Origin of the sequence: Parabacteroides sp. AT13, assembly GCF_002272965.1 — a bacterium.
GTDB lineage: Bacteria > Bacteroidota > Bacteroidia > Bacteroidales > Tannerellaceae > Parabacteroides > Parabacteroides distasonis.
Map to the genome: position 1 here is coordinate 1,493,209 of NZ_NQMH01000002.1, position 20,470 is coordinate 1,513,678.

The window sequence follows — 20,470 nt, forward strand, 5'->3', positions numbered from 1 at the left end:
ATGAAAAGTTATCCAATGCGTAAAATAGAACTAAATGTACTTAAAAAGTAGTTGGTTTTCGCCTGCGAACTTTTGCAAAGTTAAGAAAAGCAAATGAATATACCAAATTTAACCCAAGAGAACCCTTGAAAATGTGGGACCGAGCTTTTAAAAATGCAAGAAAACCGGCAGCCCCCGTTCTTTCCACTAACCCTGTAATGTTTTCGACATTATCTCGCTACAGAAAACATATATTTTAATATTGACACGTAAGACATAGTCTATAAACCAAATCTCTTGATTCATACTAAACATGGCGGAAAGTATCTGACTCTTCTCAGATTCATTTGATAAACGTTCCGTTCCTCAATTCTTCGAAAGATTCTCGCAGCTCCTCGTGGGTATTCATGACGATGGGACCTCCCCAGGCGACCGGTTCCCTCAAAGGACTGGCGGCGAGCAGGAGAAAACGTGCGCCTTCCGCTCCGGCCTTCACAACCACGGGCTCATGTGTCCTTTCTCCAGGAGCGGAAACGGAATATAATATGGCGCACCCCTTATCCTCGATCGACCGTTGTTCCGGATCGGGGATAAGCGAGCCTTCCAGTAAATAGATAAATAGTGTCTCATTATTGTGGGCCTCCTCGTAGCTCCATAAAATGCCGGCAGGCAAGGTTATGTCCAGATATGTAACCCGGGCGTGCGAACCGTTCAGAGCCCCCCGTATCCCCTGATAGCAACCGGATAGGATACGGACGGTCGCTTTATCGGCCACCACCGGGATATCGGTTAACGAGATATCTCTATATGTAGGTGGCACCATCTTTTTCGTAGCGGGCAGGTTTACCCACAACTGGCACCCGAGCAGCCTTTCCGAAGGCTGCGGCATCTCCTTGTGGAGTATCCCGGATCCGGCGGTCATCCACTGACAGCCCATAGAGCGGATCACCCCCTTGTTTCCCAGGCTGTCCTCATGCGCCATTGTTCCGCTGACTAAATAGGTTACGGTCTCTATTCCACGATGAGGATGCCAGGGAAATCCCTTTATATAATCCTGAGGATTGGTGGAGTCAAAACCGTCAAGCATCAAGAACGGATCGAAATCCTGTATCGTCCGATCCCCCAATATACGGCGCAGACGCACACCCGCCCCGTCAACTGCGTTCCGTCCCCTTACAATTCGGGTCACTTTTCTTTGTCTCATATTGCTGTCATTTCAATATTAATTATCCTTTCTCTATTCATGTGTGAATTCACAGTCCACAATAATCCGTATATCGTCTGCAATCATGGCCGGAACAAACTTAAGACCGAGATCAAACTCTGAGCGTTTGATTTTGCCGCTAAGACGAACGCCTACTGTGTCTTTTTAGATACGGGACTCTTCCTCTTCCCTATCAGTAGTACTTCCAGCTCTATCCTTTGGGTAACCCCGTGAAGTGTAAGGTCTCCATATATTTTTCCTTTCCTGGTCTTCTCCATCTTTATCTTTGTACTTTTAAATGTCATTAGGGGAAAGACCTCCACATTAAAAAAATCTGGAGAACGCAGATGGTTGTCCCGTGCCACCACGCCCGTACTTATACTCGTGGTCTGCACTTCCGCCAGGATATGCGTATTCTTATAATCGTCATTTGCCTGCCTTACAGAGATGTCAAAATCCGAGAAATATCCGCTGACAAAGGAGAGCCCCGCATGTTTCACCTCAAAACCGATACGAGTATGATCGGGATCATCCTTCCATATGGCAGCCAGTGCACTGAGGTTGGTAGTTATCATAAATAAATAATAACAAGATGAAAATTAGTGCTATCATAAATCAAATAACATTTTTGAAAGGCGTATATTATTCCATCTGGTTTCAGGAGAATAAACCCGCCTTCGTTTTTATAGTCCTTCCGACCATATCATTCCTTAAGGGTCTCAACGAAGAAAGAACCATTATCCAACAATCCCTGGACAAACACAGGAACAGTCTCCTTACGCTCCCAGTCCCTTTGCAGTTCACAAATATATTGCGTAACGGAGGTCAGACGGACTCCGGCCTGCTCCATCCGCCTAAGGGCAATCTCATGGGCTACTTCGGATGTGCCACCAACAGCATCAACAATGGTATATACCTCATATCCCTCTTTCAACAAGTCCAAAGCGGGAAAAGAAAGACACGCCTCTGTCCATAGCGCACAAATCACTAATTTTTTTCTCCCTAGTGCCTTGACCGCTTCTTGAAAATCTTTGTCCTCCCATGAATTGATTGAGGTCCTATCGATCTCAGGCTGGTCCGGAAGGACCTTTTTGATCTGGGGAATGGTAGGCGTATTAAGACCAGTGGCGACATTTACCGTAGTTAAGACAATCGGGACGTTGAAACCTTTAGCAATCCGGCATACATTAGATATATTTTCCACCAATTTCTGTCTGTCCATAGAAGTAATGGAATGAACCTGTATTGGTTGATAATCAATTACTAACAACGCTGAATTTTCAGGTGTCAACAAATGATCCGTCTTAGGATCTCTAATAGGCTTAATACTGCTCATTGTATAATGTTTTATAGTCGTTAAATAATTATTGACATGATGATATCCTCTGTTTTTCAGAATCTATTTACTACGACAAAGTTCGTGAATTTTCTCCGTTACGATGTGTTCCTAATAGAGCGGTATTTAGTCCATCACGATACACCTTGCCGGAGATGTGAAGATGATTATCCCATTTGCATATTTGATTTTTTTTTGTATTTTGCGTTCGCATTTTTAGATGGACGCTGATTTTGTTTATCGGACATTCTAATTTGAGAGACTGACCATTCTAAGAAATTTTATCATTTAATTATGTGATTTTTTGACAACATGGATCATACCAAAGATACACTATTGGAGTTGATACGGGGAACGTTATCGACAACCATATATAATCAAGGAGTCTATATCCTTAATATAGAAGAAATTCTTGATAACTATAAACGTAGGATGTTCCATGCCGGTTTTTTCTATTATATGCTGGTAGAGAGTGGAACGGCCAAATTCATGATAAATTGCCATTCCCTTACCTTAAAAAAAGGTGATATGCTTCTCGTTACTCCCAGGATGTCTGTTTCATTGAAATCCAAGAGCATGGAATTTAACTCCTATGGTATATGTATAGAACCTTCCTTTTTTGACTCATTAGCAGTAGGAAGTTATGCGTATAAAAGCCTCTATAACGCTGGTTCTATGACGTTGGCTTTACAGTTGGATAATGATGATTTTGCATATGTGCATAAAACATTAGAGCTACTGGTTCATAGCCTCACTTTTAATTATCCTGTTGAAATGATGAGTCATTTGGTCAATTTCCTATTATTACAAATAACAAAAATTGTTGACAATCAAAGTGCGCGTTCCTCTGGAAAGATCAGCCGTCCTGACGAACTGTTCCGCTTGTTCAGAAAATTATTGGCCGAACATTACCGACATGAACATACCATTGCTTTTTATGCGGACAGGCTTCATGTGTCCCGTCCTTATCTTTCAAGGATTATACGTCAGGTTTCTGGAAAGACAGTAAATATCTATATAATGGAGGCCCTTCTCTCTGAAGCTAAACGTTTGTTGACGTTTACAGATTTGGCAATAAAAGGTATTGCGGAAAGTTTGGGGTTTGCGGATCAATCGTCTTTCGGAAAGTTTTTTAAGAAAGGAACCGGAATGTCACCCCTAAATTTTCGTAACAAAAATCAAACCTCTATAGAATAAACACTTATCTGTTCCTGAACACCTGTATATTCTCTCTTATCTAGCTTCTTCCTGCCATTGTTTTTTAGGGTACGAGGCCGGTTATTCACGAGAAGGCAGTTTACGGGCTTAATTTTCCCGTCAAGCCAAATGCTAGCTGTTTTCTTCTAACCAAAGGCAGAAACAACCGTTCCATAAGCCTTTCTTGTTTTCAACGGGTACTTTGTTTCTGCCTTTGGCTATGATTTCAGCGGCTAAATCGCTTTTACGCCCGACAACGTGTTTTTGTGGCTTTCCGTTGATGATGGCCTCGATACGAAAGTCATGCCGGGTGTCCTCGATAACGTTGATTTCTGATACCTGAAAACTGTCTTTGTTTCGTATGGCTCGATGACGGTGGGCAAGCAGTGTTTCATGGCTTCTCCTATGGTCGGAGATACTAAGGTGAAAAGATGTCAATCCCCCCTCTAACACTCACAACATTATTTCCCATGTCTTATCCTTTTCGGTTTTTTTATTCATCATTTATTCCATTGTATATGCTGAAACAGGTACCGGCAGTAGGCCGTCCATCTGTTCCAAGCAGTTCACTACCCGTAATAGGAAAAGAAAGTTCCCCATATCGATATTGTAGACCTTTCCATTCTCAAACAGGCGCAAGGTGATAAGGCTGACACCGGCTTTCTCGGCAGCCTCTTGCCGGGTGGGCCCATAGGCTAGTCTATATTCCTTAAATCGTTTGACTAAATCCGCTATGACTTCTGGGTTAGCCATGGCTTGGGTGACGTGATTCGTTGTCTCGCTGCAAGGGTAAATATATTAACTGCTAAATCAAAATATGATAGGTTACAACTAATATATTTACTATTATATTGAATTGTGCGAGATGTCTTTGTGTACTAACCTCCCAATTCCATGCTTCGCTTATTCCCGTCTATAATTGGGCTTTGAGCAGGCTTTATGTCCTGAATACTTTTTAGCATTCTTTCCATTTGGAATATTTTGGCGGCAGCGATAAAGGTGGTGGATGATATATCCGGCTGGAGGCTTTTCAGTACGTTATCCGATGGCTGATATCCTTTCATCTTCAACTCCAGGATGGTGTTGAAGTCATCATCTCGCATAGCCTTTATGAAGGTCTGTTCTTGTTCGTTGACAATATTCGGCATTTGGATCGTATGCGGTTGCTTACCGAACAAGAGCAGATTTTTTCCGATAAAATCAGCGTGTTCCGGTTTGACCCCGCAATCCTTGGCTGTTTCAAGCTAGTGCGATACGGTTTCCTGTACCTTTTCGATAATCTGTTTGTGTTCCCGGATACCCATGTTCTCTCCCACTTTTTGCAGATCTTCCATCGTGAAATTGTCTTGTTTGCCATTGAGTGACAGTTGGTGACGGTTCGTCCATTTGCCGCCCGGTGTGTATGAGTAGCAGAGGTCGTATGCAGGAGACAGTTTCCACTTCCCTTGTTTATCCATCAGGAAAGAGAAGTTCTTGCTATGGTCGTCATGGTTCCGGCTCATGACGTTGAACACCATACGCCGGTATAGTTCTTCTTGTTGCGGATAGGGCAGGTTCATCTGCCGCATGAAACGGAAGATCTCTTCGTATGAACGGCGTTAGTCACGGTCATAGTGGGCAATCCCGGCTAATGTTTGTACATGGATCTTCTCTCCGTTTTCCACACGGTCGAAACGACGTGTCATGAAGTGGCATGACTCTTTTTCCTGAAGTAACCGGCATTCCATCATATCGATACCGCAGGCTTTTGCCATCCGGTGATAGGCATATTCGATGTTACCTATTCCTCGTGGATTGTCCGTTATCTGCGTGTGTTCGCTGTATTTGCCACCATCAAATTTCAATAGCCAGTACCCGAAGCCTTCGGGGGCTTTTACCTGTCCGGAGCGTACTTCTCCGGTGATATCGTTATAGGCGATGATTGCTTTGGGCTTGGCACCTCCGGCGGATGTCCCCACTTTCAGTATGTCCAGTATGTTTCTTCCTTCCTGACGCAGTTGGGCCTGAAATGCTTTCCTGTCCGTGAATATGGATTTGGCAAGCTCCGTCAGTTCCTCGATATGGAGGACCGATGACTCGTTCATGCCGTTGATCGGTGAGTACGGCTCAAACTCCAGTGCGCCCATACCACGTTTACCTACATAGCAAAGCCTGTCTAAAGGGGTGATCTCTTCTCCGGACAATCCCCGGCTGGCGAACCACTCGTTGATGATCTGGTTTCCGAAAGTATCCGGCAGTGAATCGGCGAACAATCCGGGCAACCCTTTGAAACAGTCCGTACGGTTTTCAAGGAACTGGTAGGGCGTGTTTCTGTACTGGGCAATGGGCATAATGATAGGAGAAATGTCAAGACCAGAGCGGATGAACTTCCGTTCATAGTCGAACAAGGCAGAATTGCTTTCCTTTTCCCAATAGAGAGAACCTACGCTTTCTCCCCACAGCTTCACGTCTACTATTAAATCATTCATGGCTATCTTGTTTTAAATGGCGTACACGGTAACGTTTTTTCCCTTGCAGTTTTTTGAGTTCTATCGGGCTGATCCGGATTTCCGGTACCAGTTGTTCCAGGTTCTCCAAAAGGCCGAGTGAACGAAGTACACTGATGAACAACAGCAGCGATACCGATTTGCCTTTCTCGATGTTCGCAACGGTCAAGGGGCTTACACCGGAAGCCGTTGCCAGTTCTTCCTGCGTGATGTGCTGCCTGATACGTGTCTCTTTGATGCGTTGGCCGATTTTCACCAATACAGCCGGGTTGCTCATTTCATTCCACATGGTTGTTCCTTTTTTGTAAATATACAAATAATCTATATAAATAGATGGATTAATCTTGAATATTAGAGTTAATCTATATAAATAAAATGATTATGGTTGTCTAGATTTATCTGTTATTCTTTTTTGAACATAGATGGATTTAATAAAATCACAACACATTGTGATTTTATTTGTTTTTCATGTTTTAAATTGGTATTTTTGTCGAAAAATCACAATATACTGTGAATATGAAAGAGATAGGAAAGATTATCAGGGAACGCAGGAAGAGTTTGAGGGTTAATCAGCTGGAGTTATCCGAACTGGCAGGCGTGGGTATCAATACGCTGGTGGCCATCGAGCGTGGAGAAGGTAACCCTAAATTGAAAACATTGCTTTCCATACTTGACACGCTTGGGCTTCAAATGACTATCGAATTGAAAAGTTGAATTTAACGGTTAATTGAAATGAGACAATGTGAGGTTTATTTGCACGGCATTAAAGCCGGAATGTTGACAGAAGAGGATAATGGAGAATATACATTTATCTATGATTCTTCTTATTTGGAGAAAGGGGATTGTCCATCGGTCAGCTTGACTCTTCCATTGCGTGAAGAACCGTATCGGTCAACGGTCTTGTTCCCGTTCTTCTTTAATATGTTGTCGGAAGGTGAAAACCGGAAATTGCAATCTCAGTTATTGCACGTCGATGCCGAAGATGACTTTGGTATACTGCTGGCCACCGCCCACTATGATACCATAGGTGCCGTAACCATTAAACCTGTATTGCCATGATCACCTTGACGGTTTGTCCTTCAACACTGGCGGAAGGGTTCGATACTCATTCTCCTGCCGCACGTAAAAAAATGTTTGACGATAAAATGGTATCTCATTATTTGAGAGTGCCAAGCCCTTCGACCAACAGTAAAGAAGCCAATGAAGCTATACGAAACGCGAAGCGAATCTCACTGTCGGGCGTACAGCCCAAGTATTCGGTAATTGTTGATGAACAGGAATCGTATCTTCGTTATACACAGGAAGGCGAGCAGGGAACATATATATTGAAGCCGTGTCCCAGCAGTTACCATATACTGAACCGGGATTATTGCGCTGCCAATGAGCATTTGACCATGCAAATAGCGGCACAGGTATATGGAATAGAAACGGCGGCCAACGGGCTTTGCTTTTTCAATAATGATGAAGCCGCTTATTTGACACGGCGGTTTGATGTTCATGACGGGAAAAAATCTCAGCAAGAGGATTTTGCGGCACTGATGGGATATACGAAAGCGAATGGCGGAAGTGATTATAAATATTGCAATGGCAGTTATGAAGAGTGTGCGGAGATAATACAGAAATATGTAAAAGCTGCCCGGATTGATATACTTCGTTTCTTCAGGTTGATTGTATTTAATTTCATCTCTTTGAATGACGATGCGCATCTGAAAAATTTCTCGCTGATTAATAGTGGAGATGAATATCGGCTTTCTCCCGCATATAACCTGATAAACACCTCATTGCATTTGACTGAACCCAGGAGATTCGCTCTTGATAAAGGATTGTTCAAAGAGGGGATGAATTTGGGGGATACCCATCGGGTAGGTCGGAAGGATTTCGAGGAATTTGGGCGGCGCATAGGGTTGGGCGATAAATTGATAAAGCGTGAAATTGATGGGTTTATTCATGAGAAACCGTTGGTGCAGGCATTGATAGATCGGTCTTTCCTATCAGAAGAACTGAAAAAGCAATACAGGTTGTCTATGAGCTACAGGTGTAAGATGCTTTCTTTGCAATAAAAAGTGGTAAGGCTTATCGGTAAATTATATCTTTGTTTTTCATATTGTTCGTATCTTTAAAGTAAAGTGATAATGATGATGTGTATGTGCCCCGGTATGTCTATCATTGTGGCAATGAAAGCAGAGAGAGGATTGATTTTTAAGTATTGTCATGGCAAAAGAACTGATCGTGTTCCCAGGATTCTTGGGGAAAATTATAATTCCGACCTGATAGAACGGTTGTATGAGGCAGGTGGCAATGTCATGCTGGATCTTATCATATACCTGAGCAGCCATCACCTGAAAGACCTGTTCGGTACCTCTTGGTTCTCTGTGGAGGATTTTTGCCACAAGATGGGTTATAACCGTACCAACTTACAGCGGAAACTGACCGAAGAGCAGTTGACAGCTATGTTCGGAAGCAGGACACCCCCGAAATATGTAGTTGCCGGTACGGCAGGGAAATCGGTCACTCACCCGATAGAGACGGTATTTGAGGCGGCGATCTATAAATTGGGATTGGAGAACTTGTATTATCCGGTAGCCGGTGAAGATGGCCGTACATCTTATAACTTCGTGCAGATCTTGAAACGATTTGATATTGTTTCCGACTTCGAGACAAAGAAATCGACGAAAAGGCTGTATTCGGCGGTGATAAGCCCGGAGATTAAAGACTTCATGTTTTCGCTCTATAACCTCTTGGAACTTCAGGATTATCGAAACTTACCCAGCCGTTATCGTTATTTTTACTTGGAGCTATCCAAGATGATTTACCTGATCAAGTATAAAGTCAAGAATAACGAAACTCCTTTCTATGTGCTGACAGTCGATCAGCTGGCTAAGAGGTTGGGGATAGAAATAGCTGAACCCAAATATCGGAAAAAGAAAATCGCCTCGATACTTACGAAGATGAACGGCTACCTGAAATATACCAATTTCAACTTTTCCTTCATCAAAGGTGAGCATGATAGATGGGCTTATACCGTTTTGTTCTCGTTTCCCCAAGATACGTTGCGTTATTTCGATGAAGGACAGTATGCGGTCGTGACGAAGCGATTTTATAAGAGCCTGCTTAAGTTATATGTGGAGCTGGTTTATCCTGAGATAGAGTTGGAATCCAGAGGAAAGGAAGTGAAAGAACAGGAGAATGATAAGGAACTGTATGGCGAGTTCCTTCAGTGGGCCAATTTCTCTGAAAATATCGAGAAGAAAAAGCAATTATATATAAATGATTTTGTGGCTGTTTTCGGCAGGTTTCCCGAAGGGTGGACACCAGAGAGGCAGCAGGAAGTTCCTGATCCGGAAAAATTCATTTCTTCAAAGAGTGGTGCTGATAGAAAGTCCCCAACTGTGTAAAATCGTTCACTTTTCACGTTTTTTTTGCTGTTTTAGTTGTGTACAGATGTCCCGTTCTTTACTTCCAGCTGTATGCGACCGTCCCTCTTTCCTGCTCCAATTGTGTACAACCGTCCGTAATATAGTGATAGCTGTGTGAAAGTATCCACTCTTTTCAAGAAAGGAGTGATAGGGGGGTAAGTCAGTACATGATTGTTATATAGTCGAATAAAGAAACGGAATCTTCTAAAAAAGCCTGATAGCTGTGTAAAATGATCCACCATATTACATAAGTATACCTAAAACCCTAACCCTTTATATTCCCCGAAAAACTACATACAAAGAAATGACCGGGAAAATGAATTTTCCCTTCACACGCTCCATACTTACTTTCGGAAAAATATTTTCCGGAAGTAGATGTTGAATTTTACGGTTTTTAATATGCCTGAAAGGGTGTCTTGCTCTTTTACGCTAAACTTATTTCTAGGGCGTTCCCTTTCGGGCGGGCTATCCGTTGCAAGTCCTCGTTACCCTCCGGGCTTTTCCCTGCTATCCCTAACGCTTTATGCTCCGGCTATGCCGGAAGAGAGGTATGATGATTTTTTCCTGAACTGATAGGAACATTGCGAAGGTAGGCGGGGGCGGAACGTCCGATATTGAAAAGCCAAATCTCCAGCCTTCCCTTTGGGAAGGTAGTATTTACCAGTTCAATCCCGTCCTAATATCCGTCTTTCCGCTTTCTCTTCAAAGCACTGTTCCCAATCAGTTGAGGAAAAATTTATGGTTGGGGCGACAAGCGATGTTTGCGAGTATTAATCTTTTAATTTTTGGCAGTATGAAAACGAAGAGAACCGTATTTGAGGTGAATGACGTTTATCGGGTGATGGAAAACAGCGAGTTGATCTATGTCTTGACGAACAGTGAGAAACTGAAACATGAGGAATATAAGTATGAACAGATGGAAATGGACGGGTTGTTTTTGTCTGATGTACTGGAAACATTGACACCCAGCCGTAAAAAAGTCGCTTATGCGGCGATTGAGCTGTATAAACGGCTGAAAGAAGGACAAGTCGAAAATCCCGCGGTTTTGTCCAGCGGTAATGTTTGTAAAATGATGCATCCCGTTTTGTGCGATATCACTACTGAAGAGATGTGGGTGCTGTTGTTGAACAGCTCGTCCAAACTCATCCGTAAAGTCCGTATCTCATGCGGTGGGATAAATACCGCCCCTGTGGATATACGGGTTATCATGAAGCAGGCATTGTATTATAACGCCGTATCTTTTATCATGGTGCATAACCACCCGTCAGGAGCACGCAAGCCTAGCAGTGCGGATGACCGCTTGACGGAAGCGGTTAAAAAAGCCGCTGAAACATTAGACATCCGTCTGTTAGATCATGTGATTGTTGCCGGTAATATATATTATAGCTATGCGGACGAGGGAAGATTGCAAAAAAGGTAAAGATGGACGGGAGGAATCCCGTCTGCCTGAATTTCAGCTTCGGGGTTCTTTTTTGGCAGTCATCCCCAAAAAAGAGCCCCAAAAATGCTTTTCTGACTATCGGATACGATATCGTAAAATACGCAAAGACGTAGCTTTTCAGAATAAATACATATCTTCACGTTAAAGGTAATCGGAATGAATATATTTTCTGCTTTTGATACAAGCGTTATGGTGGCTCTCTTACTGGGTATTGAGTTTCTTAGGAGTGATATCCGAACGATTCTCTATTGTAAAAGGAATGATCCCAGGATTCTTAAGAGTTGCTTATATACGCTGCTTATATTATTGACAAGCCTTTATTCTATCGTGGTCGGTGCCATGCTTCATCCGGAACCCGTACCTGTTTATGAATTGATGCCCGGTTTTCAAATAGGGGTTTATGGCTTTTCCTTCTCGTTTATATTACTTGCTATAGCATGTCTTTATCGTAAAATATTACCTTTTGTCCTTGGGGGATACGCTATAATATATGTAATAGGTGTACTGGTACCGTTACTTAGATTTGTAGTGGCTATGATGGATTATTTCGCTCGAGCAAGGGTGTAGCTGGTTAATTTATTGATTGTATCGGATCGCCCTTTCTGTGGGTTGCCTCCCCCCTATTCTTTTCCTCCGATCCAGGTCCGGCTTTTTGCCCGGCAAAGGTTCCAGTATTCCGCAAATGGCAAGTTACAGCCAAGTGTCTTTACTGTATGAAAAATAACGATGAAGAAGTGTCGCCGTATACAGGCTACACCGATTGTTAACGCATAAAACGCAAAAGTAAGCGAATGACTTAATTAATATTTCGGTGAAAAATTACCAAAGTATTGTACACATTAATCAAAGTTTAAATAAAGTCGTGTTACCGGAGATAAGGAATATGAAAGGATATTTGAATTTCGATATGATCGGTTGTAACAATAATGAGGAAGCCTACCCATATGGTTTATCTCTTCATGAAAGTGTACCCTGCTTTCGGTGGTTGGCAGAAGAACGATATCAAGAGATACGACTTGAATCTGACAATGGATTATCGTCCATGGGATAATTCAGCGTGAGACGATAGCGAATCGTTCGCCAAGGTGGGTATTCCTATCACCTGGCATCATACCGATCCTCGTCCCTACTACAACTTACCGGACGATCATGCGGATCGGATCAATTGGGATAAGGGAGTCGATATTATCACGAAAGCTTCTTTCTCGAGTATGTGGGCCTGTGACTAACGATAAGGAGTTTTAGACAGTTAAATATAAAGAGAGGATGCCGCTATCCTCTCTTTATATTTAACATTGTCTTGAGTGCATTAAAGGATCGGACCAGCTCCCCATTGCGGCGCATTGGTGTCCTGCCAAATACGCTCGCTATTCAATATGTCGCCGGAGCCAACGCTTAAGCCCTGTTCTTTATAAGCCTCGATCAAGTTATCATACATCAAGTCTGTTGGATTCGGTGCGTTCAATGCTACACGACGCGGGATATTGGTCACGGGATAACCATTAGCGCTATAATCCATACGTGGGAAAATTGAAGATCCTATCTTAGGCACGCCGGAACGACGGGCGGTCGAGTAAGCGTCTATCGGAGACATCAAGAAATGTAAGATTTGTTGGATATATACCTTTTCCAAATCAGAAGCCTTGTTTCCTGTCAACTGATAGTCTTTATAAGACATCATCTCATCGATCTCGCCTGCTACCAAATCAATAGGTTTCTCGTTTGGATCATAGTTGTAAGTCGTACCGTAATACGGGATCTTATTCGAGCGAGCCAAACGGTCGTATTCCTCAACAGAAGCGCGAAGCGCTTTATTGAAATAATCTTGGGCCGATCCGGGCAGGTTCGCTCCCAATAACTTGAACTCAGCCAGATACAGGTTCACCTCGGCTGTTGTCATATACATACCATACCAAGGATTGTCTTCGATGTCTTGGATCACAGGATCTCCTGCCGCAACCGGATAAGTAAAGTCTATTCGACCGTAAACTTGCTCTTGTTGGAAGCGAGAGAATGGTTCATAGATATAATCATCATTGTATTTACAATTAATATTATAATTGAACCAATCCCCAAATTTACCAGCTTGTTGTCCGGCATTGTAATCCAATGGGAATCCTTGGTAACGTACCCATGGTTCTCCGGCTCCTTTCCAAGCGTTGAATTTATATTTACCGTCAGCTCTTACTGAATAATCGATGCTCTCCATGATATAGTGAGGAATTTGTGCCTGCTTGCCAGCATCGAAGAATAACTGTACGACATTGGAATTCCATTCATTTTTTTGAAAAACGAAACGGACACGCAGGTCACGGTTGTTAACCATGAAGTCGATCAGCGTCTTCGAGCCTCCCACACTTTGCAAAATGCCATTGTTCCAGTGGTAGGTCTTATCTTGGTTGGATGAATTGTAAGTAGCCTTGTTGAACAAGAAATCATCATCCGTGCCATTCAACACGCCACAGGAGGCATTAGCTACTTGTTCGGCGATTTGGATCGCTTTCTGACGGTTTTGAGAGATCAAACGAGCCGCAATCTTCAATTTCAAGGAATTCGCCAGTTTCGCCCATTTCTCTTTCTGACCGTTGTAAATAGCGTCTTGCGCTCCCTCGAACACTTGATTTTGGGCTGTCGTGAAAGTCGTGATCGCTTCGTCCATATTGTTCAGCCACAGCTCATACAAGCGTTCCACGCTGTCATATTTCGGTGTCAAAGTTCCACCATGCAACGCTTGTGCAGCCTCCGTGTGAGAAATATTTCCGATGAAATCGGAGTCGAAGATTCCCATATAAGCGCACAAGACATTAATGGCAGCTTCGTAGGCTTCATATTGGGCGCTTTCCTCTTCCGACATTTGAGAGCGAACGTACTTGATCTCATTGGCATATTTCAATACATCGATTGATTTGAATCCGGGATTCATACCACCGTCAAATACGGTAGAGGTCACGCCCCCTGTGCTGACCAACAACTGTGTCCATTGATACATCTGGTCTGCATTATAAAACCAATAGGTATAATCGGATGGTTCAAAATCCAAAACCCCTTGGGCAAACAAATAGCCGATATCGCCTTTTGTCACCGTCGAGGGATCTTGTTTCAATTCGGAGAAATCATCTTGACAACCACTCATCAACAAAGATGATCCAGCTAATAACAAAGATGTTATATAGTGATATTTTTTCATATTCTTATTCTTTAATTTTATGCGTTAATCAATGAATTTAGAAACCTACATTTACCGTGAACGTGAAACTGGAGGTAACACCCGTCAGAGAACGGATACGGAACTCGGCGGCAGCTGTACCGGAAACGGACTCCGGATTGATGTTGTTTGGCAATGAGTTCAATAAGTAACCCAAGTTGTGCCCATTCAACGTCAATACGCAATGTTTAGCCTTGATTTTCTCGCAAGCGGTACTAGGCAGGCGGTAACTTAAAGAAATGTCGCACAATGCGATATAGTTCAAGTCTTCCACCCATGAGTTATTTACCACACCATAATCGCGACCGGCCATAGTCCAAGCGTTGTTGCGATATGTCCATGCCGAAGCGTGTGTCGGTTCGATCACGCCCTTATCGAACAATTCTTGATAAGACTGTCCGGCAGAAGACACTCCACCCGCTCCAACAGTATAGATCGAACCATCGGGTTGCGTGATTTGCGTGCCTTGCGGGATGATACCTTGTGGGATGATACCGTCGTTATAAGTCTTTCCATCGAATTTGGATGTCCAAGTGACACCGCCATGTCCCGGTGTCCCTTTCAAGGATTCTTCCATGAAGCCATAGGCCGTACCGTAGCGGGAGTTATAGGAAGCTACTTTTCCTCCAAAACGCATATCCAATGAGATATTCAAACTCCAGTTCTTATATTTCAATCCGGTAGATATTGATCCAAGGAAATCAGGAATCATGGAACCGATCTCAACGATCTTCGCTTCGTTTCGCAGGTAATGAGAACGGCGTGTCCCGTCTGTCCAAACCAACATGGGCAAACCGGATGACTTATCGAATTTATAATAGCTATCTGTCATCAGGGTTCCATATGAGGCCCCTACCTTAGCCACGGAACCGATACGGTAGTTCCCATAGGCGACATCACCGGCCAGTGTAATATAATCCGCCACATTCTCGTGCAATTCCACGATTTTGTTCATGTTCTTTGTCCAAGTAAAGTCCAATGTCCACTCCCAGTCTTGATTCTGGAACGGGATCGTGTTCAAGGCCAACTCCACGCCTTTATTTTGGATGTTACCGGCGTTGATCAATTGCTTGGTGATACCAGATACGGCCGGAACCGAGATTTCCATGATCTGGTCTTTCGTGTTCTCTTTATAATAGGTAGCGTCCAAACCGATCCGGTTGTTTAGGAAGCGCCAATCCAAGCCAATTTCCCAAGCGTTCTTACGCTCTGGCTTCAAATCTTGGTCGTACATGGTTCCCGGCAATGACATGCCATAATAGTTTGTCCCGTTTAACGTGGATGTGTTGATTTGGTATGCCGTGTTGATGATGTAAGGACTTGTATCGTTACCAACTTGCGCCCATGAACCGCGAATCTTAGCGAAAGAAATCCATTCCGGTAACTGATCGCGATACGTGCTTGAGATCAACCACGATCCGTTTACGGATGGGTAGAAATAGGAATATGATCCGTGTCCATCGGCGTAAACCAAGGTAGAAGACCAGTCGTTACGTCCGGTTACGTCCAAGAAGATTTGGTCTTTCCAGTTAACGCCGACTTGGAAAGCTACGGACAACATCTTCTTGCGGTCTTCTACCTTTGCGCCATAAGTGGGTGTTTGCTTTGAGTTTTCGATAAAATATTGGTTGGGAGCGATCAGGCCACCATTCGTGTTCATCGACTGTGCCTGCTGGAAGTTCTCGTAGAATTCACCATGTAAGAAACCATTCACCGTAAAGTCGCCAAAAGTCTTGTTAAACATAAAGTTGGCATTCAAGTTAGTTTGTTCCTTAGTGGTCTGTCCGATACCATAGTAACCTCCTTCATTGGCGTAACCGGAGCCGGGTTGCTTGTTCTCAAAGCGGGTATAGTAGTAGTTGTAGCTACCTTTCACGTTAAACTTCAACCAATCCAATAGGTCGATATTTAATTTCACGACAGGACGGACTGAGATCTCTTTTTGTCGGTAATCGTTCTCATAGACGCTCCACCAAGTACCGATTCCCGGCATATTACCATACTCATCGCCATAGCTTGAGCTGGCCAAACCTCCGTGTACGCCTTTATATTTGTCCTTTGCAGTTGATGGATCATATGAACGTCCCCACACGCCGCTTGCGAAGTTCTCTCCAATGTTGATCGGAGAGTTCTTTGGCATAGAGTTGGCGAACGACATACTGGCTTCCAGTTTGATTTTGGGGTGGAACATGTGCGAGGCCTTGCCTAGGAAGGAGATACGGTCGAAGCTATTATTCGGAGTCGTACCATCTACATGCCTGTAAGACAATGAGGTATAAAATGTCGTTTTCTCATTGCCTCCGCTGATCGCCACGTTTGTATTCGAACTGAATCCTTTTTGATATGCCTTGTGGAAGTTATTCTTTACGGGAGAGTAGGCTCTTGTGGAACCGTCATAGTATTGTATCTCACGTCCATCGAATGCGGGTCCCCACGACATACCTTGATCGTTCATCAATGAGAATTGACCATTTGCGTTGGTAGGATATTGTCCGAAGTTGTCATAGATGTAATAGTCTCCATTAGCGTTTTTATCGCCGTAATCTACGTTACCTGCAATGATACCGTTACCGAATTCGTTTTGGAAACTAGGTGTTTGGGTTATCACATCCATACCGAATGATTGTGAGATATTGATACCCAGTCCTTGTCCGCTCTTGCCGCTTTTGGTCGTGATCACGATCGCGCCGTTCAAACCGCGGGAACCATAGAGGGCTGTGGCCGCCGCTCCCTTCAATACGGATACAGACTCGAAGTCATCCGGGTTCAAGTTTTTCAACTCGTTACCGTAGTCATTGGGGTTGGAGTCCCAGTCCGGATTACCTTCCTTGATGGAGTTGTCCAAGATCACGCCATCGATCACATAGATCGGCTGGTTGTTCTTTCCTAATGTGGAAGCACTGCGGATCTGAACTTTAGAGGAACCGAACATACCACCATCCGAACCTGAGATTTCCAAACCGGCCACTTTACCTTGCAAGGCGGCTACCGGGTTAATCAAGTTAGCGTTCAATTCGTCGCCTTTTATCTCTTTCATGGCGTAGCCTAGGGATTTTTCCGAGCGTTTCATACCCAAGGCGGTAACAACTACCTCGTCCAGTTTTTGCGTATCCTCGGCAAGCTTTACGCTGATGGCCTGCCCCTTGTAGATAAGCTCTTGGGTCATGTATCCGATAAAGGAGATCTGGATCAAGTCTCCGTTATTTACTCCTTCCAACGAGAAGTTACCGTTCATGTCGGTAATCGTTCCATTGGTTGTGCCTTTTACTACTACAGACGCTCCGGCTACAGGCCCGAAATTATCCTCTACAACTCCCGTTACTTTTCCGCTCTGCAAGGAAATACTTACGTCTAGTTTCTCCGGTACCAAGTCGGCATATGCGCTTACAGGCAACGCCATAGCTCCCACTACGAGGATTAGATTGACCGGCTTAAAGTTTTTCAACATAACTAATGATTTTTTATGGTAATAAAATTAACTATCTCTTGGCGAAACAGCGTCTATTGTTTGGCGTTGAAATCTAAAGTTCTGTGGTTGGTGTATTTCGTGTTTTATTGATTTTTCACTTAAGTACCATGACTACTCTGTTCTAAATTGAAAATACCTGATACCTTCACCCTATAAGTTTCGAGTATACTATTTGAATATGGTGGAACTAAGTTGTACGCAAACCTCCGGTATGCACCCAAGCCTTTTTTTGCTTATTCTTTTTCACTTATTAAGGAAAACATAAGCAACTATTTGTAAGCAAAACCAAGCGAACTCATAATAATTTGTTACTTTCGCGGTGGTTTCAAATAGGACAGTCAAAAAACAACTAATAAAAACATCTATGGCAAAGATTACAAAAGAGGAGGCCCTTCGGTACCATGCCGAGGGCAAACCGGGTAAGATCGAGGTTATCCCGACAAAGCCTCATAGCACGCAAACGGATTTATCCCTGGCTTATTCGCCGGGCGTAGCCGAGCCGTGTCTGGAGATCGAGAAGAATCCGCTGGACGCGTACGAATATACGGCGAAAGGTAATTTGGTAGCCGTAATCTCCAACGGTACCGCCGTACTCGGGCTGGGCGATATCGGTCCCTTGGCCGGTAAGCCGGTGATGGAAGGCAAGGGATTGCTATTCAAGATATTCGCAGGCATCGACGTATTCGATATCGAGGTGAACGAGAAAGATCCGGAGAAGTTTATCCAGACCGTGAAGGCGATCTCGCCCACGTTCGGAGGAATCAACTTGGAGGATATCAAGGCACCGGAGTGTTTCGAGATCGAGACTCGCCTGAAGAACGAGCTGGATATCCCCGTCATGCACGACGACCAGCATGGTACGGCAATCATCTCCGGCGCCGGGCTGATCAACGCCTTGGAGATCGCCGGCAAGAAGATCGAGGACGTGAAGATCGTGGTGAACGGCGCCGGAGCCGCCTCCATCTCATGTACGAAACTGTACGTGATGCTGGGAGCGCGCAAGGAGAATATCGTCATGTGCGACAGCAAGGGCGTCATCTCTACCAGTCGCCCGGACTTGAACGCCGCCAAGCGGGAGTTCGCTACCGACCGTCCGATCAAGACCTTGCAGGAGGCCGTGGTGGGAGCCGACGTATTCTTGGGCCTCTCCGTGGCGAACGTATTGACCAAGGAGATGGTACGTAGCATGAATGCCGACCCGATCGTATTCGCCTTGGCGAACCCGAACCCGGAGATCTCCTACGCCGACGCTATGGCCTCGCGGGACGATATCATCTTCGCTACCGGACGTTCCGACTATCCGAACCAGATCAACAACGTGCTGGGATTCCCTTATATCTTCCGCGGCGCCTTGGATACGCACGCCAAGGCGATCAACGAGGAGATGAAGCGGGCCGCCGTCTACGCCATCGCCGACCTTGCCAAGGAGCCTGTCCCCGACGTGGTGAACGCCGCCTATAAGCTGAAACGAACCACTTTCGGACGCGACTATATCCTTCCGAAAGCGCTCGATCCCCGCTTGCTGACCCGTGTATCTTGCGCCGTGGCGAAAGCCGCTATCGACTCGGGCGTGTCTCGCAAGACGATCACCGACTGGGAGGGCTACGCCAACCACTTACGTGAGATGATGGGATACGACAACAAACTATTGCGCTCGTTCACCGATATGGCGAAAGCGAACCCAAAACGGGTGGTATTCGCCGAGGCGAACCACGTGAATATGCTGAAAGCCGCCGCCGAGGCGAAAGCGGAAGGTATCTGTTTCCCGATCTTGCTGGGTAACGAGGAGCGTCTGGCCAAGATCGCCGCCGAGGAGAATATCAGTCTGGAAGGTATCGAGATCGTCAACCTCCGCCACGACCGCGAGACGGAACGCCGCCACCGCTACGCCCGTATTCTTTCTGATAAGAAGGCACGTGAGGGCGTGACTTACTCGGAGGCTTGCGAGAAGATGGTAGACCGCAATGCGTTCGGTATGATGATGGTGGCTACCGGCGACGCTGACGCTTTCGTGACGGGCGTATACAGCCGCTACTCGGAGGTTACCAAGATGGCGGAACAGATCATCGGCATCCGCCCGAGCTACAAGCATTTCGGCGCCTTGAACATCTTGACTTGTAAGAAGGGTACGTTCTTTATGGCCGATACGCTGATCAACCGTCACCCGTCGGCCGAGGTATTGATCGATATCGCCCGCCTGACGCACGACGCCGTGAAGTTCTTCGCTCACGAGCCGGTGATGGCGATGTTGTCTTACTCCAATTTCGGGGCCGACAAGCAGGGCAGTCCGCTGAAAGTACACGAAGCGATCGATTTCTTGCATAAGACATACCCGGACATGGTAGTAGACGGAGAGATGCAAGTAAACTTCGCCCTCGACAAGAAGTTGCGCGACGATATGTATCCGTTCAACAAGTTGAAAGGGCAAGACGTGAATACCTTGATCTTCCCGAACCTAAGCTCCGCCAACAGCGCATACAAGCTATTGGATACGCTGGGTATCACCGAGACGATCGGCCCAATCCAGATGGGATTGAACAAACCGATCCACTTCACCGACGTAGAAAGCTCTACCCGTGATATCGTGAACCTGACGACCGTAGCTGTCGTAGACGCTATCGTTCAAGAGCAGATCGAGAAAGAGAACAGATAAGTTTTGATGCGGATGACGCGGATAACACGGATAAGAATAAAATAAATCCGTGTCATCCGCGTCATCTGCGTCTAAAAGATAGAC

At 44.8% G+C, this 20,470-nt stretch carries 16 protein-coding genes and 2 pseudogenes; 9 read left to right on the plus strand and 9 right to left on the minus strand.

Annotated features, from left to right (window positions below):
• Positions 1-322 precede the first annotated feature (322 nt).
• The 3 genes from CI959_RS20535 to CI959_RS20545 all read right to left on the minus strand — a co-directional run bounded on the left by CI959_RS20535 (position 323) and on the right by CI959_RS20545 (position 2,519).
• Positions 323-1,183 carry a pirin family protein gene (locus tag CI959_RS20535; RefSeq protein WP_008779542.1) on the minus strand — a complete coding sequence of 287 codons (861 nt, stop codon included), beginning with the start codon at positions 1,181-1,183 and terminating at the stop codon, positions 323-325.
• A 152-nt stretch (positions 1,184-1,335) separates the two neighbouring features.
• Complete coding sequence (locus CI959_RS20540) at positions 1,336-1,758, minus strand: YceI family protein (protein ID WP_009274835.1); 423 nt, start codon at positions 1,756-1,758, stop codon at positions 1,336-1,338.
• Positions 1,759-1,886: 128 nt separating this feature from the next.
• On the minus strand, positions 1,887-2,519 hold the full coding sequence (locus tag CI959_RS20545) for a hydrolase (protein WP_008779541.1): 633 nt from the start codon (positions 2,517-2,519) through the stop codon (positions 1,887-1,889).
• Positions 2,520-2,831: 312 nt separating this feature from the next.
• On the opposite strand from CI959_RS20545, the gene CI959_RS20550 reads away from it, so the two are divergent.
• Positions 2,832-3,716 (plus strand): AraC family transcriptional regulator, encoded by an 885-nt coding sequence (locus CI959_RS20550; protein ID WP_057316995.1) that lies wholly within the window; start codon positions 2,832-2,834, stop codon positions 3,714-3,716.
• Positions 3,717-4,220: 504 nt separating this feature from the next.
• On the opposite strand, the gene CI959_RS20560 is transcribed toward CI959_RS20550, so the two are convergent.
• The 4 genes and pseudogenes from CI959_RS20560 to CI959_RS20570 form a co-directional block, all read right to left on the minus strand.
• On the minus strand, positions 4,221-4,469 hold the full coding sequence (locus CI959_RS20560) for a helix-turn-helix transcriptional regulator (RefSeq protein ID WP_008779539.1): 249 nt from the start codon (positions 4,467-4,469) through the stop codon (positions 4,221-4,223).
• A gap of 125 nt (positions 4,470-4,594) precedes the next feature.
• Complete coding sequence (locus CI959_RS21985; RefSeq protein ID WP_009274831.1) at positions 4,595-4,894, minus strand: hypothetical protein; 300 nt, start codon at positions 4,892-4,894, stop codon at positions 4,595-4,597.
• Positions 4,895-4,960: 66 nt separating this feature from the next.
• Positions 4,961-6,184, minus strand: a pseudogene (locus tag CI959_RS20565) (type II toxin-antitoxin system HipA family toxin).
• Positions 6,177-6,527: a helix-turn-helix transcriptional regulator gene (locus tag CI959_RS20570; RefSeq protein ID WP_029257240.1), complete on the minus strand. Its 351-nt coding sequence runs from the start codon at positions 6,525-6,527 to the stop codon at positions 6,177-6,179. The pseudogene CI959_RS20565 and the gene CI959_RS20570 overlap by 8 nt, the downstream one beginning before the upstream one ends.
• A 191-nt stretch (positions 6,528-6,718) precedes the next feature.
• Here CI959_RS20570 and CI959_RS20575 point away from each other — a divergent pair, with 191 nt between their 5' ends.
• The 7 genes and pseudogenes from CI959_RS20575 to CI959_RS21990 form a co-directional block, all read left to right on the plus strand.
• Positions 6,719-6,916 carry a helix-turn-helix domain-containing protein gene (locus tag CI959_RS20575; protein ID WP_010185038.1) on the plus strand — a complete coding sequence of 66 codons (198 nt, stop codon included), beginning with the start codon at positions 6,719-6,721 and terminating at the stop codon, positions 6,914-6,916.
• Between the two features lie 18 nt (positions 6,917-6,934).
• Positions 6,935-7,261, plus strand: coding sequence for a HipA N-terminal domain-containing protein (locus CI959_RS20580; protein WP_008779537.1), 327 nt, complete (start codon positions 6,935-6,937; stop codon positions 7,259-7,261).
• Positions 7,258-8,262 (plus strand): HipA domain-containing protein, encoded by a 1,005-nt coding sequence (locus CI959_RS20585; protein WP_008779536.1) that lies wholly within the window; start codon positions 7,258-7,260, stop codon positions 8,260-8,262. The genes CI959_RS20580 and CI959_RS20585 overlap by 4 nt, the downstream gene beginning before the upstream one ends.
• 114 nt (positions 8,263-8,376) lie before the next feature.
• Positions 8,377-9,597: a hypothetical protein gene (locus CI959_RS20590; RefSeq protein ID WP_050774793.1), complete on the plus strand. Its 1,221-nt coding sequence runs from the start codon at positions 8,377-8,379 to the stop codon at positions 9,595-9,597.
• An 814-nt stretch (positions 9,598-10,411) separates the two neighbouring features.
• Positions 10,412-11,038 (plus strand): RadC family protein, encoded by a 627-nt coding sequence (locus CI959_RS20595; RefSeq protein WP_226766859.1) that lies wholly within the window; start codon positions 10,412-10,414, stop codon positions 11,036-11,038.
• A 177-nt stretch (positions 11,039-11,215) separates the two neighbouring features.
• Complete coding sequence (locus tag CI959_RS20600) at positions 11,216-11,626, plus strand: hypothetical protein (RefSeq protein WP_008779532.1); 411 nt, start codon at positions 11,216-11,218, stop codon at positions 11,624-11,626.
• Between the two features lie 301 nt (positions 11,627-11,927).
• Positions 11,928-12,304, plus strand: a pseudogene (locus CI959_RS21990) (M28 family peptidase); the annotation flags it as partial.
• 64 nt (positions 12,305-12,368) lie between these two features.
• On the opposite strand, the gene CI959_RS20610 reads toward CI959_RS21990, so the two are convergent.
• Together CI959_RS20610 and CI959_RS20615 are read right to left on the minus strand one after the other, a co-directional pair.
• On the minus strand, positions 12,369-14,246 hold the full coding sequence (locus tag CI959_RS20610; RefSeq protein ID WP_036632504.1) for a SusD/RagB family nutrient-binding outer membrane lipoprotein: 1,878 nt from the start codon (positions 14,244-14,246) through the stop codon (positions 12,369-12,371).
• 37 nt (positions 14,247-14,283) lie between these two features.
• Positions 14,284-17,712: a SusC/RagA family TonB-linked outer membrane protein gene (locus CI959_RS20615; protein WP_057316994.1), complete on the minus strand. Its 3,429-nt coding sequence runs from the start codon at positions 17,710-17,712 to the stop codon at positions 14,284-14,286.
• A gap of 385 nt (positions 17,713-18,097) precedes the next feature.
• Between CI959_RS20615 and CI959_RS20620 the strand changes: the two genes are divergently transcribed.
• Positions 18,098-20,386: an NADP-dependent malic enzyme gene (locus CI959_RS20620; RefSeq protein WP_057316993.1), complete on the plus strand. Its 2,289-nt coding sequence runs from the start codon at positions 18,098-18,100 to the stop codon at positions 20,384-20,386.
• Positions 20,387-20,470 lie beyond the last annotated feature (84 nt).

Coding starts and splice junctions, on each gene's coding strand:
- CI959_RS20590 (WP_050774793.1), top strand. CDS start 8,377: ATGAAAGCAGAGAGAGGATTGATTTTTAAGTATTGTCATGGCAAAAGA.
- CI959_RS20585 (WP_008779536.1), top strand. CDS start 7,258: ATGATCACCTTGACGGTTTGTCCTTCAACACTGGCGGAAGGGTTCGAT.
- CI959_RS20545 (WP_008779541.1), bottom strand. CDS start 2,519: ATGAGCAGTATTAAGCCTATTAGAGATCCTAAGACGGATCATTTGTTG.
- CI959_RS20615 (WP_057316994.1), bottom strand. CDS start 17,712: ATGTTGAAAAACTTTAAGCCGGTCAATCTAATCCTCGTAGTGGGAGCT.
- CI959_RS20550 (WP_057316995.1), top strand. CDS start 2,832: ATGGATCATACCAAAGATACACTATTGGAGTTGATACGGGGAACGTTA.
- CI959_RS20575 (WP_010185038.1), top strand. CDS start 6,719: ATGAAAGAGATAGGAAAGATTATCAGGGAACGCAGGAAGAGTTTGAGG.
- CI959_RS20580 (WP_008779537.1), top strand. CDS start 6,935: ATGAGACAATGTGAGGTTTATTTGCACGGCATTAAAGCCGGAATGTTG.
- CI959_RS20535 (WP_008779542.1), bottom strand. CDS start 1,183: ATGAGACAAAGAAAAGTGACCCGAATTGTAAGGGGACGGAACGCAGTT.
- CI959_RS20560 (WP_008779539.1), bottom strand. CDS start 4,469: ATGGCTAACCCAGAAGTCATAGCGGATTTAGTCAAACGATTTAAGGAA.
- CI959_RS20600 (WP_008779532.1), top strand. CDS start 11,216: ATGAATATATTTTCTGCTTTTGATACAAGCGTTATGGTGGCTCTCTTA.
- CI959_RS20595 (WP_226766859.1), top strand. CDS start 10,412: ATGAAAACGAAGAGAACCGTATTTGAGGTGAATGACGTTTATCGGGTG.
- CI959_RS20540 (WP_009274835.1), bottom strand. CDS start 1,758: ATGATAACTACCAACCTCAGTGCACTGGCTGCCATATGGAAGGATGAT.
- CI959_RS20610 (WP_036632504.1), bottom strand. CDS start 14,246: ATGAAAAAATATCACTATATAACATCTTTGTTATTAGCTGGATCATCT.
- CI959_RS20620 (WP_057316993.1), top strand. CDS start 18,098: ATGGCAAAGATTACAAAAGAGGAGGCCCTTCGGTACCATGCCGAGGGC.